At 46.6% G+C, this 15698-nt stretch carries 16 protein-coding genes; 3 read left to right on the top strand and 13 right to left on the bottom strand.

Features of this window, described 5'->3' with window-relative positions; translation table 11 throughout:
- Window positions 1–720 (bottom strand): tyrosine-type recombinase/integrase (locus AACT35_RS06775; RefSeq protein ID WP_099239324.1); only part of this gene is annotated, 720 nt, incomplete at its 3' end.
- A gap of 444 nt (window positions 721–1164) precedes the next feature.
- Between AACT35_RS06775 and AACT35_RS06770 the strand changes: the two genes are divergently transcribed.
- The 3 genes from AACT35_RS06770 (at window position 1165) to AACT35_RS06760 (ending at window position 5793) form a co-directional block, all read left to right on the top strand.
- Window positions 1165–1353: a hypothetical protein gene (locus AACT35_RS06770; protein WP_099239322.1), complete on the top strand. Its 189-nt coding sequence runs from the start codon at window positions 1165–1167 to the stop codon at window positions 1351–1353.
- A 104-nt stretch (window positions 1354–1457) separates the two neighbouring features.
- Window positions 1458–4790, top strand: coding sequence for a PriCT-2 domain-containing protein (locus AACT35_RS06765; protein WP_099239320.1), 3333 nt, complete (start codon window positions 1458–1460; stop codon window positions 4788–4790).
- 34 nt (window positions 4791–4824) lie between these two features.
- On the top strand, window positions 4825–5793 hold the full coding sequence (locus AACT35_RS06760; protein ID WP_099239318.1) for a hypothetical protein: 969 nt from the start codon (window positions 4825–4827) through the stop codon (window positions 5791–5793).
- 137 nt (window positions 5794–5930) lie between these two features.
- On the opposite strand, the gene AACT35_RS06755 is transcribed toward AACT35_RS06760, so the two are convergent.
- The 12 genes from AACT35_RS06755 to AACT35_RS15815 form a co-directional block, all read right to left on the bottom strand.
- Entirely contained in the window at window positions 5931–9320 is a 3390-nt protein-coding gene (locus AACT35_RS06755) for a DEAD/DEAH box helicase family protein (RefSeq protein ID WP_099239316.1), read from the bottom strand.
- A 45-nt stretch (window positions 9321–9365) separates the two neighbouring features.
- Window positions 9366–9590: a hypothetical protein gene (locus AACT35_RS06750; RefSeq protein WP_099239314.1), complete on the bottom strand. Its 225-nt coding sequence runs from the start codon at window positions 9588–9590 to the stop codon at window positions 9366–9368.
- A 41-nt stretch (window positions 9591–9631) separates the two neighbouring features.
- Window positions 9632–9841 (bottom strand): DUF2283 domain-containing protein, encoded by a 210-nt coding sequence (locus AACT35_RS06745; protein ID WP_099239312.1) that lies wholly within the window; start codon window positions 9839–9841, stop codon window positions 9632–9634.
- A 12-nt stretch (window positions 9842–9853) separates the two neighbouring features.
- On the bottom strand, window positions 9854–10075 hold the full coding sequence (locus tag AACT35_RS06740) for a hypothetical protein (RefSeq protein WP_099239310.1): 222 nt from the start codon (window positions 10073–10075) through the stop codon (window positions 9854–9856).
- A complete protein-coding gene (locus tag AACT35_RS06735) occupies window positions 10072–10398 on the bottom strand; it encodes a DUF4258 domain-containing protein (RefSeq protein WP_099239308.1) in 327 nt (108 codons plus the stop codon). The genes AACT35_RS06740 and AACT35_RS06735 overlap by 4 nt, the downstream gene beginning before the upstream one ends.
- Entirely contained in the window at window positions 10398–11618 is a 1221-nt protein-coding gene (locus AACT35_RS06730; protein ID WP_099239305.1) for a restriction endonuclease subunit S, read from the bottom strand. The genes AACT35_RS06735 and AACT35_RS06730 overlap by 1 nt, the downstream gene beginning before the upstream one ends.
- Window positions 11619–11691: 73 nt before the next feature.
- Entirely contained in the window at window positions 11692–12036 is a 345-nt protein-coding gene (locus AACT35_RS06725) for a HepT-like ribonuclease domain-containing protein (protein ID WP_099239303.1), read from the bottom strand.
- Complete coding sequence (locus tag AACT35_RS06720) at window positions 12020–12334, bottom strand: nucleotidyltransferase family protein (RefSeq protein WP_099239301.1); 315 nt, start codon at window positions 12332–12334, stop codon at window positions 12020–12022. Before AACT35_RS06720 ends, AACT35_RS06725 begins: the two co-directional genes overlap by 17 nt.
- Window positions 12331–13800 (bottom strand): type I restriction-modification system subunit M, encoded by a 1470-nt coding sequence (locus AACT35_RS06715; protein ID WP_099239299.1) that lies wholly within the window; start codon window positions 13798–13800, stop codon window positions 12331–12333. Before AACT35_RS06715 ends, AACT35_RS06720 begins: the two co-directional genes overlap by 4 nt.
- Window positions 13801–13931: 131 nt before the next feature.
- The gene (locus AACT35_RS06710; RefSeq protein WP_099239297.1) at window positions 13932–14201 is read right to left on the bottom strand and encodes a ribbon-helix-helix protein, CopG family; all 270 of its coding nucleotides are present in this window, start codon (window positions 14199–14201) and stop codon (window positions 13932–13934) included.
- Window positions 14198–14818, bottom strand: coding sequence for an AAA family ATPase (locus tag AACT35_RS06705; RefSeq protein WP_099239295.1), 621 nt, complete (start codon window positions 14816–14818; stop codon window positions 14198–14200). The genes AACT35_RS06710 and AACT35_RS06705 overlap by 4 nt, the downstream gene beginning before the upstream one ends.
- Window positions 14819–15519: 701 nt before the next feature.
- On the bottom strand, window positions 15520–15698 hold a 179-nt coding region (locus AACT35_RS15815; protein ID WP_216820538.1), incomplete at its 5' end, for a tyrosine-type recombinase/integrase.

Here is a 15698-nt window from a genome sequence, read left to right as displayed (position 1 = left end):
CTCAATGCCCGCCCGTGAAGCTGCCTGTTTGACGATCCGAAATACTTGACCACGGGTTAACGCCTTGGCACCTTTACGGCTACGAAAAACAACTTTTGCGCCTAGATGTAACTTTCCCGCGACATTAAGTTTTTTTAGTTCTGCGTACAGACCACTATCGATTAATAAAACGCGCGTTTTATCACCTTTGCCAAACAGCGTTACCCGCGTCGTGCCGTCACCATTGGACTTGATATCGTCCCAAGTTAACCGGCATAGTTCGCTAACTCTAGCGCCGGTGGCATAAAGCATTTTGAGGAGAAGGCGATCGCGTTGGTTTTCGGTGGAGTAGATCATATCTAACACCTCGCCATGACTCAGGATACGTTCTGATAATTTGTCCTTGTCCGGTTTGGTTTGAACCAATGCGCCAGCATTATAGCCAACCACGCCAATCCTATGGGCAAAGGTCAACAGACTTTTAACGGCGGCTAATTTGCGAGCAATGGTATTAGGCGATCGCCCCAACTCTCCCAATGCTGTTTCGTAATTGTGAAGGTGGTTTAAAGTGACGCGCCCTAACTCAACGCCGCCGGCAAATGTCAGGAATTCGTAAATATCGCGGCGGTAAGCATTAATAGTATTTTTGCTCTTACCATGTAGCCACAAACCGATCATTTGCTCAGTCGTTTCGGCAATGGCAATAGGCGCGGTTTGTTTTGCCTGAATAGTCGCTAACATGGTTATATCTCAATAATATTGCAAAAAATCGTTGCCTAACTCTCACCTCAGGCGGCGGTTGTTTATTTTTAAGCTTAATATGACATAAGTAAGAATTATGTTGTGTTCAAATTGCCTACATACTAGGCCTTGCAACACTACAGTGCAATACAAGCTATACAAGATTGCGATACAGCAAGTAGTGATATCAGATAGGACTATCAATAGGTGGGAAGATTGCTTTGTTCACAATAACTGAGTCTATATTGGATTTTTTGTACGACGATCGTGAATGCCACCTAAAACGCAGCCTATCCCACCGTGACTCCCTTTCAGTAAATGGACTTAATAAGACATAGGCTCAGGATCTATCTCAACAGTCGTTTTATGTTGTGGCGACTCAGATTTTGTTGTGATAATATGTGTCAGCTCTACAGCGTTGTAGAACCGCTGTACCCATAAACAATGCCATTAGAACGTAAAGGACTTAATCAACTTGTTACTACTGCCATTACCCGTGGTGAGTGGCGAGCATTTGAGCAGCTCCGTGCAGAACGCGGCGGTATGGCCAAGTCTGCATTATTGCGTGAAGCTCTACAGCTCCTCCTCCAACAACACGGCTACCAACCCACAGACACCAAAAAAGCTAGTTAACCAAGGCCTGAGAAACCAACTAACTAGCTTTTTTGCTTCTTTTTTATTCACGGACGCCTCCAAAGGCGAGCCGCGCATTCCCTCAGGAAGGAGGGCGCTTTGACATGGATAGCTTAACCTACAGTGCTACAAAAAAACACACTTTTGCTAACAAAATTCTTACAAGTGGTGGCAGTGACTCTAAGAAATGTCTAGGGGAGGATACTAATTCTAGCACTTATACCGAAGTAAAAGAAGCGCCTCAAATGCTTGTGTTGTTTGAGTTTGGGATTAACGCAAATGCTCACAACAAACAGGCGATCGGCGGTTTTGAGGCACTAACTAAGCATTGGGAAATTAAGCGCGGCAATATTGGCGATCTGGTTGCTTGGGTTGGCAGTGGCAGGCCAATCATGTGTGGCACCTTGGCTGATACCAATACTCGCCGACAAAAAAGCAACATTGTCTCAGCTCAGGCGATCGCCCTCGACATTGACGATGGCCTGAGCATTGAGGACTGCCTAAAATTTCCTTTTGTTAAGGACTACGCGGCGGCAATTTATACCAGTTCTTCTCACCAACAACAAAAAGGTGATAAGCCGGCCTGCGATCGCTACCGAGTCATTTTTGTGTTGCCTGAGGCGGTAACTGACACGGCGCTTTATGAGGCGGCGGTAGCGTTGCTTATGGAGCGGGTTAGTTATGCTGACCGTGCCTGTAAAGACGCCTCACGGATGTTTTTCGGTTATGACAAAACCGAGGTGATGCTGTGTGACAATACCAAAGTTTTGCCGGCTGCATTCATTGAGGAGGCCCGCGATCGCCTTGAGGCTGAGAAGCTTGAGAAACAAAAGGCCATTGAGGAGCGGCGGCGGTATCAGGAACAATTTGAAGTCAATGGCGAGGAGCAATTAAGCCTCATTCAACAGGCGCTAGATCACGTCAATCCTGACTGCGGTTATGACGAATGGCTAACGGTAATGTTGGCGCTCCATAGTCATGATCCAAGTCTGTTTTGGCTCTTCGATGGTTGGTCTAGTCGAGGCTCAAAATATCCTGGTAGCCGCAACCTAGAGCGCCAATGGAGCAAATTAAATTCTAATGGCGGCGTCACTGTTGGCTCACTATTCCACATTGCCAAGGACTACGGATTTAAGTTCCCTGAGCGCCGGCACCAACCCAAGCGGAAACGCAAAGGCGATCGCCTCATTGATGGCCTAAGTTTTGCCAAGGCGCGGGTATCTGAATTTATCCAGAAAATTACCGGTGAAGCGGCGGGCCTCGGTAAAAAAGCGCACAAGGGGTTTGCTGTTGGCCAACTCCCACCGGTAGAACCGCCCAATGTTTTTCGCTGGAACAATGGCGATCCAGTGCCTACCCGTGGGGATTATGCAGGCCGGCCTATCCCCAAAATTGTTTACGCTCGCGGTGCCAACCCACAGGAACTAATTTCCAAGCTACGGGCCGCCGGTTGGGATACCGTCTTGGATTCATCCTTTATGGGTGAGGGCAAAACCCACCGGGCCGGTACGCTTTATTTTGAAAATGAGCGCGGGATCTACCTCGACCCAAATCACAACTCACCCTCGGTTGAGAATGTCGAGAAAAACTATCAGAACCTATGGCCACGGCATAAGGGACTATGGCGCGATGAATTCGGGAAACTGAGCCGTCATGGTAAGGGTAAAGCTGAGGTACCAAGCAATTGTGACTCCGCTCACCTATTCTCTCAACTCGCTGACAAAGGCTATGGCGATCTGTTGGCCGGCGATAACCCAATTTGTGAGGCCTGTTCATTTTTGCCTTTCTGTCACACTAAGCGCGGCGTAGGGTTTGGGCATAAGTATGAGCGCGGGTTGGCAATGGCGGCCCAACAAATTAGAGCTGATATCCAGTCATTACCAAGCACCAGTGAAGATGAAGACTACAGCTCCACATATCTGATTGTCGAGGAGGCAACCACCCAAGCCCGTGCCAACCTTAAACAATTTACCGGCGGGTTCAAAGATCTGCTTTATAACCTTGATCAGGTAGAAAGGCACGATAAGGACGTTTACGCCGCGTTGCTGCCCCTCAGAGACGCGCTACGGGGTCTTGATGATGGAACCATCCAAAGCGATCGCTACGGGGTCACACACGCGCAAATTATCGAGACTTTACCACCGGTACCGGCCAATACTGAGGGAGTCATTCCCATGGTGGCTGCTGCGCTTATGCCGATCATCAACCTTGAGAAGGCGGATCGAGTTAGTGGCGCGGGTAAGGAATACAAACAAGCTACCCGTACCGCTAACCGTCAATTTAGAACCGAGGCACTAGAGGCCAATGAGCAACGATTAGACAGCGTTCCCAATAATGTTTTGTTGCCCCTGGTTGAGCTGTGGTTGGGCGATCACCATACTCACGTCAGCTTTAACCATGGTGAGTTTACGATCACCCAACCCGATACCCGTAAGCAGGAAATCATCAAGGCCGCCGGTTTTAGACTGCTGCTCGATGCCACGCCCAACATGATGGCGATCGCCCATGGGTTGGGGATTAACCAAAACAACATCATCGAGATTCAGCAGGAATTACCGGCACTCGATAACCTCACGGTTTACCAAACCAATATGACGGGGATTAAAACCCGTCAGCGTTCTGAGTCTGCGAAAAAACGGATCGCCGCTTACAAGGCCCAATGGCAGGAAACAGATCCGGCGGTTCAGTTCCTAGGCTTCAAAGGTGAGGATGATATCGCGGGCTACTGGCACAATCACCACCGAGGCTCAAACCAGTTCAAAGGCCAACAGTCTCTCGTCAGTTTTGGTTTACCTTTCCTCCACATTGGCGCAGTACAGGCGGAATATCACGCCCTCACCGGTGGCCTCGATGGTTGGGAAACCTACTATCAAGAATTGGTTAGAGATGAGGTTACGCAGTGGATCGGACGGCCCCGCGCCCAACGTTACCCCGATCTAAATATCACGGTTGATATGGTGGCCACCTTTGACAAATTGGATTTAAGTTTCCTCACTGAGCGGTATGGAATCAAAGTTATGTCCCGCGATGCTGTGGAATTTTGCCACGATGCCGGCACCACGAAGGAAAAACTAGAGACCAACATTTTAGGGATTGCCACGGCTCTCAATGACGCAGGAACCAAACTCACCCAACAGGCGATCGCCCAAGCCCTTGGCATTAGTCAAAGTACCTTGTCAGAACACCTGAAAGCTATATGGGGCAACTGGTTGAAGCTCAAACAATTTTTATCGGAAAACCTATATAGAGACTATAGGGAAACCGATAAAACCGAACCCACCAATATGGCGAGCAATCCAATTGTTGCCGCTTCACTGCTGATTGAGTTGTTTTCCTTCGGGGGTTGGGAGGAAATGACCCAATTTTTGAGGACGGCACCACCACCGGAACGGCAAAAATACCTAGCCGCGCTCCTCAAAACAGCGGCGATCGCCTAATCGTCTTGTGAATATTAAAAAATACAATTAGTCAATGACAAAAAGTTGGGAGCAACTTATGGGATGTGATGCAGAAACGAGCCGACGGAATGGGGCAAAATCCAAAGGGCCAATCACGGAACGAGGTAAGGCGATCGCTTCTGGGAATGCCACAAAGCACGGGTTACTCGCACAGAAGCCACCGATCCTTGCTAGTGAAGACCTAGAAACCTTTCAAGGGTTAGTTCAGGGGCTAGTTGATCAATATCAACCTGAGGGGCCTTTAGAGTGGCATTACGTCCAGACCATCGCCATGTGTATCCAACGACAGCACCGAGTCTGGGCGGCAGAGGCGGCGGCGGGTAATAAAGCTTTGTTATCCCCTGTACCCAAGCCCTATACAGACGAAAAATATCCGACTAAAAAAGCCAACAGTTTTGACTTTGGCGATAAGTCTGAGTTCCACCCGGATAACCTTCAGAGAGAGCGCGAGATATTGACTTATTTTTTGAAGCGATACCAGATCGACAGTTTCCCTACTGAGCGGCGATCTAAGTATTGGTGTGATATTTGGGAGGATTGGTCTGGAGGTCTTCAGTTTTCCTTAAAAAATCTGCGAGAGGAGTACCCAATTGATCATGATCAGCTTCAGGATAAAACCCGCTTTAACCGTTGGATACTGGAGCTAAACGGGCAAAATCACCCCTACGGAAAAATCTGGTTTTACCTCCTAGGCTCCCATGACTGTCCTCGGTCTAAGTTTGGTTGGGAGTATCAGCGTGATCAGTTTGTGGAGTTATTGGATTCTTTCCAAGGTCGGCTCCAACAGATAGCGGATATTGAGACTGAGATTCAACGGGAAAAGGAACGGTATGAACGGGAAACTGAAGAGCGGCGGTTAGCGACAGTTAACCTTATCCCTGAGCAGTTGGCTCTCATTTCGCGGTATGAGTCCCACATCGCTAAACAGTTAAAGGAGGCGATCGCCCAATTGTCGGAACTGCAATCCCAACGAAAAACCTAGGGTTCCATGGGTTCGTTTCGTAAAATCTGGGATTGAGGCTATGGGCGTAGTGCCTGCTCTATGGTGGCGATTCTCTCCATTTAATTTACTCAATCCTTAAAGTAATACTTTACTTAAACCTTTAAGTATTTTGTTGCTTAAGCGGGGTTGGATCGTATCTCTAGAGAAGTGTTGAAGGATCGAATGATGGACACAATATTATCGGCATCATCATCTCCAAAGAGTCCGTCTAGTCCTTCATGATGTAACTCGGTAAACGGTGGCTCATAGAGTAAGCGCGGCTCCACCGTGCCCTGTTGGGTGAGGAGATCAATGATTTGTTCAACGAAGCGAATTTGGTTGGCGGTGAATTGAGTGTTTTCGAGGTATCGACTAAAGGCAGCTTTGGCGGCGGCACGGTCGAGTCCGACGATACTGCGAATGAATTGTTTAAGGTTAATGGCTTTTTCTTCGTAGGCTTCGGTGAATTTTTCTTTACTCTCTAGTCCATCGGTGGTGAAGAGCATAGTTTCGAGGGCATTAAGATCGGTTTCGGTGATGGGAAGATTACGGCGGAGTTTGGCGATCGCTACATGGTCTTGGTTGGCTCTGATGTAGGCTTCAACTTTTTTGCGGTACTGTTGGCGGCTAAATCCGGTTTGGATGGTGGGCACATCTGCCTCGCTAATGTCGATCAGTTCGTCCTGAAAATTGGTGTGGATAATATTGCTCTCTTTGGGGTCAATAAACTGCATTAGATCCCGCAGTTTTTTGCGCAAATTCTCCAGCATTGCCAGGGTGATGTCTTCCCACCAGCTTTCGGTGATCGCCTCCTCAATGAGAGGAAGTTGGGCTTTCACCATGGGGATATTGGTTTTGGTTTCGAGGTTACTGAGAAGGTCGCGGATCTTATCGCGTAGGGTGACGAAGTTCGGGGTTTGTTTGAGGATGCTGAGTTGGAGATGGAGGCATAGCAGATCGAAGCGGCGAGTTTCTGGTTTTTCTTTCGGTAAGCCGTTGGGTAATGGGGCGATCGCCTCCTCTAGGGTGCGTTGTTGTTGGGGGGTGAGATTCTGCCAGTTTTCGCGTTTACTGAAGGTTTCGACATCCTGTAAATGGCGGCGCACTATGAAGTTTTCGGGTTCCATGCTGACGACATATTCCTGGAGGTGATCGCCTAATTCTTGTTTGAGTTCTCCGTCTTCGATGTTTTGAAAGAGGGCGAGGCGAGTTTTAAAGAGTTTGGCGGCTAAACTGTCGGCGGGTCTTGGGTCTGTTTCTTTGACCTGTTGCTCGAAGTATTCAAAATTACGGCACAGATCAAAAATTAGGAATTCAGTTTTGTCTTCCCCAATGGCAAAGAGATCGGGACAAAGACGGGTTCCACGTCCAATCATCTGGTTAAATTTGACGCGGGAATAGACGGGTTTAAAGAAGACTAAATTCACCACTTCGGGAACGTCTACGCCCGTATCGAGCATGTCCACGGAAACGGCGATCGCCACGTCACTCTCTTTTTTTGAAAATTCATCGAGGAGGCTTTGGGCGTAGGGGTCATGGCTATCGATTAGTTTGGCGAACTGCCCTTTGTAGTGGGGATAGTTGAGATCGAAGCGTTCGAGGATTTTTTCGGCGTGGTTATGGTTGCGAGCGAAGATGATGGTTTTACCAAGGCGATCGCCGCCATCTACTTTTAAGCCAAACTCCATTAATATTTCGAGGGCTTGGTCGATGGTGTTGGCATTAAAGAGCCATTTATTAATCTCTGTGCCGCTGATTTCCTCTATGATGTCGGCTGTTTCTGGGTCGGTAAATTTTTCTTCATATTCGATCTGTTCGTCTGGGGAAAGGTCACTGTATTTGATGCCACGGCTTGGAAATTTGAGGGTTATATTGATGCCCTGAGGTGGGACAAGAAACCCATCGGCGATCGCGTCTTCCAGTTCATAGGCGTAGGTTGGTGTCCCTTGCTCTAGACCAAAAATTTCATAGGTGTCGCGGTTTACTTCGTCGCGGGGGGTGGCGGTGAGACCGACAAGCAAAGCATCGAAATACTCGAAGATGTAGCGATATTTTTTGTAAACGCTGCGGTGGGCTTCGTCGATAATTACGAGGTCAAAGTAACCGGAGCCGAATTTTCTGCCAGTGGCTTCAAATTGGTTAATTTGATTCATCACAGTGGGATAAGTGGAAACCACCACGTTTGCGCCCTGTACGTCTTTCTCCTCGACGAAGTTGATCACGGTAGCGTTGGGGAGATGTTTGTTAAAGGCGCGTTTGGCTTGTCTGACGAGGCTGTTTCTATCGGCGAGGAATAGCACTCGTTTAACCCAATTGGCTCGTATCAAGACGTCCACCAGGGCGATCGCCGTGCGGGTTTTTCCGGTTCCGGTTGCCATGACGAGGAGGGCTTTACGGTTTTTGTTTGTAAAGGTTTCGGTTATGCGTCGGATGGCTTCGGTTTGGTAGGGTCGCTCAAATCCTGCGATGTTCGTATCTATCTCGATAGTGTTTAGGGGTTTATCGTTGGTGCGTCGCCAGACGAGTCGCTGTAATTCGTCTTTGCGGAGAAACCCATGAATTTCGCGGGGGGGATAGTTCTGGTCATCCCAGATGTAGGTGTGATAGCCGTTACTGTAGAAAATGATCGGGCGTTGGTTAAATTTTTGTTCTAGGCAGTCGGCATATAGTTTTGCTTGTTGTTGTCCGATTTTTGGGTCTTTGGTGGTGCGCTTGGCTTCGATGATCGCGAGGGGTAAACCGTTGTCATCCCAGAGGACATAATCGATTTTGCCTTTGCCTGTTTTGTTGACTGAGGTGGGCATTCCCTCGACTGGATATTCGCGACAGTTTGAATCGCTGAGATCCCAGCCCATTTCGATTAGTCTGGGGTCAATCAGGCGATCGCGGGTCTGATTTTCGTTGTAGTCGTGGCGGTCAGCAACAGCTTTATTTTGTTGTTTGAGTGCTGTGAGTTCGGCGAGGGCGGTTTGTAGTTGGGCTTCGGTCTGTTGTCTGCGTTCTTCAGCAATGCGGTTCAGTTCCTCAAATTGGGAGAGCTGGGCTTCGAGTTGCTGGAGTTCTTCGGGGGGTTTTTCTGCTTTGCCGGGTTCTGGGGGTTGGCTAATCAAGTTTGGGTTAAAGGGAATTTCGCCTAGGTTCTTGCCGTTGGGGGAGTAGTATCGACAGACCCAATAGAGCACATGAAAGAGTTCTTCGATGAGGTAGAGGGAATCTCTTTCGGCGATCGCCTTTTGTTGGTGGACGGCGATATTCCCAATTTTTTGGATCTGGCGAATTTTCGGGAAAATGCCGGGGGAAAGGTTGTCTTTAAAGCTTTGTTCGTGGATCAGTGCTCCTAGGCTATTGTCGTAGGGCAGTTGTAAATATTGGTCGTTTTGGTAGAGCCACAGGACGCTTTGTTCTAGGGTGTAGCGGCTATAGAAACAACTGGCACGGGGCGCACTATAAACTAGGCTTTCGGCATGGGTGGCATGATCGTATAACTTCGGAAAATCTGCTTTTAAAAAGTCAAAGTTTGAACTCATGGCGATCGCCTATATCTGTTAACTAATTTCGTTCGCTGAGTAGATCTAATGATTTTGCCGGAGGTTTCTCACCCATTGGCTACTGTCTTCGGTTTCGGGTCTGTCGCTCCACATACCAACAAAGCCTTGATTATCGAAGTTTAAAGGATTGGGTGGGGTTTGATTAGTTTGGGATTTTGCTTTGAGGAACTCCACAAATTCAGCCACCATTTTCTGGGCTTCAGGGGACAGTTTGAGAATATCGGTTTTAAGGGTTTCGATTTCAATCATGGTTACAGTTCTCCTAAGATCGCCTTTTTTTCGGTAGGAAGTTAAGCGGCTTCTTTTTGGGCGATGAGAGGTTGTTGTTGGGACAGTTGACAGACGTTCATTACTGAGAAGCCAATTACATTTCCCTCTTGATCGACTCGCTCCATGATGTTTTTGTTGTCGGTTTCTGTCATGTAACCCGCCTTATCAGAAAAGATGACTTCAAGAAAGTCAGCTTCGGGGTCAAAGTGAATTTTTATGGTTTGGCTCATGGGTCTTCCCTTCTATGCGCTCAGTTCTACGGGCGTGAGGTGGTAGATTTTGGCGAGTTTTGAGGCAACCTGTAGGTCTTTATTTTGCAGTGCAAGGCGTAGATTATCTAGTTTTTCGGCTTCTTCGAGGCTTAGGTATGGTGACCAATCGTGATCGGTGTAAGTCAGGGTGATTTGAACTTCTGCGAGGTAATCGCCTTGGCGGATGATTTTAGTTTGGGTTTTGGTGTTCATGGTTTTCGGGTTTTGTAATCAGGCTCCCAGCGGTCTAGGGTTGGACAGTAGGCTGTGATTAAAACGGCGGGTGATTCTTCGTTTTTTGGAATGCCCCAAACGGCATGAATGGGTTGGTTTTGTGCGTTCCGTTGGAGGAGTAGGACACAGGCTCCTTTTGGGTAGTCGGGATAGTCTTCGATGAGTTCGGCTTGGTTGATGCTGCCGATGATGTCTTTTACGAAAATGTTATCGTTCGCAAGTTCATCATAGCCATGGGCTGAGATCTTGACTTCCTTGTTATTGATGAGTCGTAGGATGTTGTGAAAGGTATCACTCTTCATCACAACTCACCGCGAAAGGCTCTTTGCAGTAGAGAGTTAAAGAAATTTTCTGATTCCTCCAGATATTGATAATTTTTTCTTCTGATATTAGCAATGTCTTTTTTCCTCCTTTCCCATGTCTTTTGTAATTGTAAAGGTGGTAATAAAACTGGTAATTCTTTTATTGCTCCCTGAAATAAATTAGCTTGACTCGATTTTTTTGATCCTTTCTTTATGGCTCTTTGCATAAACTCAGAATGAAAAAATGACTCAAGATATTCGGGGTTGATTTGCGTAGTATCTGGTCTTACTGAAGCGACACTTCTGACCATACTAAATTTTGAATTTTCAAAATCCCTGACTAGAGAAACACGACCTACAGAACCAGAACATGAAATGAGTAAATCCTGAGGTTTGGGGTCATACCTTTTTTTCAATCTTTCATATTCATTTATTGGAATAAAGTCGATTCCTGTGTCGATATCTATGAAACCATTTTGAATATTTCGAGCAGACAGTAACTTAATTCCAGACTCAGATCTTATTGGAGTATGGTGGGTTCCATCTGTGACTCTTTCAGAAACATCCTCAATTTTGTGAATTTCCCAGCCTTTTGGGTTGATGACAGGATCGCCAAACATATTGAGGAAGAGCGATCGCCCCAAATCTTCAGTAAGCTGTATTGCCTGCGATCGCTTGCGTCTGATTTCGTCCGCCTTGTCGAGGATTGCCGCTATTCGTCTCTGTTCGGCGATCGGAGGAAGTGGAATTTTTGACTTTTTAATTTCACTAATAGCAGCTAAATTTTTTAATGCAGAACCAGATGATTTGCTAAATATATCTCTTTTGGCAATTGGAGATTCAAGATATCTTTTTAAGTAAATGGGTAAAACTTTATGTTGATCTGGTCTAATCCTCATTAGAGCTTGATTAATGATTCCAGCTCTCGCATTGTGAGGAGCAATTGCTATTCTTCCAATTGTTCTAGCACAGCTAATAATCAAGTCATCAGGAAGAACATTAAATCCTTCCATTTCTTTATATTTCAATTCGTCAATGAAATATCTTCCAAGAGAAAAGTCATTTCCAATAGCGTGTTGTTGCTCATAAACTAGATAACCTTCTTTAACGAAATTTTCTTTCTTTAAAGCACCACCGAAGGGGCCTCGACGTATAGAACCTTTTTCTTTTATTGCAAGTTCTTCAAGAGGTACTAGCTCCCAGTTAGTTTTTAAATTCATTGCAACATCTCCTGTAGCTCATTGAGATCAGCCCGAATCTCATCCTCTAAACCCTTTAACTTCCCTAAAATTATCAATCCTCTACCTCCTCAAGAATGACGTAAACTTGTTTATATAGAACAGGAATTTCATTGATCACCACATCCCAAACCAGATCATAATTCACCCCAAAATACTCATGAATTAACTTATCCCGCATTCCCGCCATCTGTCGCCAAGGCACAGCCGGATATTTCGCTCGTAAAGAGTCCGGTAAATTTTTTGTCGCCTCCCCAATAATCTCAAGACACCGCACAAAAGAGCGTGTTAGCATTTCATCCCTCAAAAAAGTGTCTTTATCGACCCCTTGAGAAAACCGAATTAAAACATCAGCCTCATCACGAATATGCAATAAATAAGCCCTAACCGAACGAGACATATTCCACCTCACCTAAAATATTTTCCTTTAGATAAGGACTCAACGACTCAGGAGTTAAAACATCAACCTTTCGCCCAAAAAGATCCTCAAGAAAAAAACAAAGATCCATAAAATTCATAAAGGTTTTCAACTCAGGCTCCAGCACGACCAACAGATCAATATCACTCTTGGCCGTTGCCTCCCCTCGCCGAAACGAACCAAACAACCCGCATTGCCTTACCCCATAGCCTTCTAACGTTTCCCAGTGCGCCCGTAGTTGCTCAAAAATATCATCCTTACTAGCGATCAAAACACTCATTGCAACATCTCCTGTAGCTCATTGAGATCAGCCCGAATCTCATCCTCTAAACCTTTTAGCTTCCCTAAAATCTCCAATGGCGGGTCATACTCCACTTCTTCATACTCAATCTCCTTATACCGATTAATCGAGAGATCATAATTGTTTTCAGCAATCTCCTCTTTCGGCACAAAAAACGCCTTAGCCTTACGATCGCTATCCTTGGCTATATCCCGACCTTTCCAGCGGGTGATAATGTCAGGAATATCATTTTGCTCCACAGGGGCGCGTTTATCATCCAGCGATAAACCATCCGCCTCCATATCGTAAAACCACACCGCATCAGTGCCCCCCGCGCCCGTCTTCGTAAAGATCATGATCGCCGTCGAAACCCCCGCATAGGGCTTAAATACCCCCGACGCCATCGAAACAATCCCATCCAACTTATGATTCTCCACCAGAATTTTACGGATATCCTTATGGGCCTTCGACGACCCAAACAGCACCCCATCCGGCACAATCACCGCCGCCCGTCCGCCTTTCTTCAGGAGCCGCAAAAACAACGCCAAAAATAACAGCTCCGTCTTTTTCGTCTTCACCACCTGCGCCAAATCATTGGCAATACTGTCACTATCCAGCGAACCCTTAAACGGCGGATTAGCCAGAATTAGCGTAAACTGCTCCTCCACTGCCCCATGATCCTGCGATAAAGAATCCCGCGCCTCAATCTTCGGGTCTTCGATGCCGTGGAGCATCATATTCATCGAACCGATCCGCAACATCGTCGGGTCAAAATCAAACCCGTGGAACATCCCAGAATTAAAATGCGCCCGATTACCCGCCGCATTCAGCACCAAATTCCCTTCACTATCCTTTAGCTCCCGCAGATATTCCGCCACCGCCACAAGGAAACCACCCGTCCCACAAGCCGGATCACAAACAATCTCATGGGCATTCGGCTCCATCAACTCCACCATCATCTTGATAATGTGGCGCGGCGTTCTAAACTGCCCATTTGTGCCAGCCGTGCTGAGTTTCGAGAGCATATACTCATACAGATCCCCCTTCGTATCCCGATCCTCCATGGGAATCTGATCGATCTGCTCTACCACCGTAGACAACAGAGAAGCACTGGCGATCATAAACGTCGCATCCTTCATGTGAACCGCATAGGCTCCCCCCGCAGTCCCCAGATTTTTTATCATCGGAAAAGCCTTATCCCGAACAATTTCGAGCATGTCCGCCGCATTCTGATTCTTAAAATTTGACCACCGACAATCCTGCTGTTCCGGTGAAAACGTCGGCTTTTCGACCGTGCCCCCAAGCCGTTTCGCCTGCTTTTCCTTCACCAACTCCAGATCATCCAGGCGCTTGATAAACAGCAAATAAGAGATCTGCTCGATCACCGACAACGGGTTACTAATGCCATTACTCCAGAATGTATCCCAGAGCTTATCCACCTTCGATTTCAGTTCACCCGTGATCATCTCGTGTCAATCCTTCTCTATCTCAATGTTTTACTATAGCCGCCCCAATTAGGGAAGTGAAGGGCGATCGCCACTAACTAAAGTTACTTAATACTTAAAGTATTGCTTTGCTTAACTTGTTACTTAAAGCTTTACTGCTCTAATTCCTCAAGGAGTCGTTCTACCGCAATCCGTACCAGATCCGCCTTAGTCCGGTTTAGCTTTTTTGCGTTTTTCGTGAGGCGATCATCTAGGGGCTTTTCCAAGTCTAGGGTAAACCGGATTTTTCCTTTTTTCTTCGCTGGTTTAGCCAGTTGCGCCGCCAATGGGTTGGTATCTACCGCCGTAGATTGTTCGGTTTTGGGAGTCTCTTCCTCAAAAGTCTCAAGGATCTGATCTAGTGCCTTCCGTTGTTTGCTCATAATGCTGTTACCTCCTTAAATAATTGACGATATTCATTAGCCGACTTCTCACCTGCCGCGCCCATATCAAAAACAGTCTGATCCTGCCCAAAGGCATCCGCGATACATTGCCGTTGATAGACGATGGTTTTTAAGTGGCTTATCCCCTCAATACCACTCAATGCGGTTTGAGCTTCACCCATGAGTTTTGTTCTAGGGACAGCGCGGTTAATGAAAGTTGCGCCTACCAAGTCAGATCTAAACCTTTGGGCTTGTTTAACGAGCTTCACCGCCGATCCTGAGGAAACAAGATCAAGCGCGGTCGGTTGGCAGGGTATCAGCGCAACATTGGAAAAATAGAGAATCACCCGCGTGGTTTCCGTTAGTCCACCCGCGCCATCGATGACCACCTGATCAAATCCCTCGATCCAGTCTGGGATTTTTTCGGCTAATTCATTGGGATCTGTTTCGGCGATCGCCTCAATACCGAGAGCCTTAACCCACATCGAGGAGCTACCCTGAGCATCACTATCGATGAGTAAAACTTTATTCTTTTGCTGTTGAAGCCAATAGGCGAAATGTACAGCCGTTGAAGATTTACCCACGCCACCTTTCTGGTTAATCAGTGCCGTAATCATTTAAGTATTACTTAAAGGTTTAAGTAAATTATTAATTTAAGTACTATAGCCTGAAATGTTCTACTGAGAAAAGTTATAGGTGAGGCTTCATTTCGCTAAATCTCGATAAAGGTAGCTATTCCCTCAAGATTCTTTGTTGGGCTGAACCCAAGATTATCGACACGGGCGATCGCCTCGTCCGTTGGCAATGGTGGAAAACGCCCAGGGCTATCAAGGCTAGCGGAACATTTGAACAGAAACCTGCGGTTACGGAAAATAATCGAATTAGATCTTAGATAATAATCTTGTACTAAACAGAAGACTGATGCTTTACTGCTGACAGTCTGCTGGTGGATTGATGGCGCTCTGCTAAAACCCATACGAAATTTAGAACGAGTGACTTATAAAAACCCCTAAAATTTCCCGACTTATTGAGAAAACCATCAAAGGAATAACAAATAATCATCAAACAAAGGACATATCGTCATCGATTAGCCACTACAAAGCCACAGAAAGACAAACTGCGAATGCCTATAGCCTTCTAGTTATATAGGGAAAATTTCCCCACACCTTACGCACCTCCGGAGGTTTTTTTGATTAGGACAAAATATTTAGGATTTTCGCAATAAGCTTAAATTACAAAAAGCATTTTTCGTTAAGGACTTTTTCAAATCCGGAGGTACAGACCTGAACTGTCCTTGGGGTTGGCGTGTAAGTATCGCTCAGTGGTGGTGATCGAGGTGGTGACTCGCGTGACTATGCCGTAACCAGTGAGGACTAACGTTGCCCTCAATGCCCGCCCGTGAAGCTGCCTGTTTGACGATCCGAAATACTTGACCACGGGTTAACGCCTTGGCACCTTTACGGCTACGAAAAACAACTTTTGCGCCTAGATGTAACT

The organism is Synechococcus sp. BDU 130192 (assembly GCF_963876085.1).
Lineage (GTDB): Bacteria > Cyanobacteriota > Cyanobacteriia > Cyanobacteriales > MRBY01 > MRBY01.
Note: the sequence above shows the minus strand (reverse complement) of the source record. Positions and strands in the feature narration are given on the sequence as shown.